This window comes from Bartonella sp. AA86SXKL (assembly GCF_042196885.1).
Map to the genome: position 1 here is coordinate 1 of NZ_JBHIRE010000132.1, position 282 is coordinate 282.

Genomic DNA, 282 nt, shown 5'->3' on the forward strand with positions numbered 1-282 from the left:
TATCGATTAATTTATGAGGGGAAAGATCTCTATTGGTGGCATCCACTGGTGTCAGGAAATTATCAAACAGTCCATCAAACACAATTTTCTGCGCGTGGACAAATAGAGATTTACGAAGATGAATTATCTTCTGAAGAAGATTACCTTCAATATATCACCGGCATTCTTTGTGAAGGCCGGTGATGAGATTATTTTACTCGGTGATTGATAATATTATATGGTTTAATTGATAGCAAATACTATGGTGACACTCACACTATAATTTAGTTCACCACTTGAAAA

The 282-nt window shown here is 35.1% G+C and carries 1 pseudogene; it reads left to right on the forward strand.

What is annotated here, in order from left to right:
• Positions 1-183 (forward strand): annotated as a pseudogene (locus ACFIO5_RS10455) (YcgN family cysteine cluster protein); the annotation flags it as partial.
• Positions 184-282: the final 99 nt, after the last annotated feature.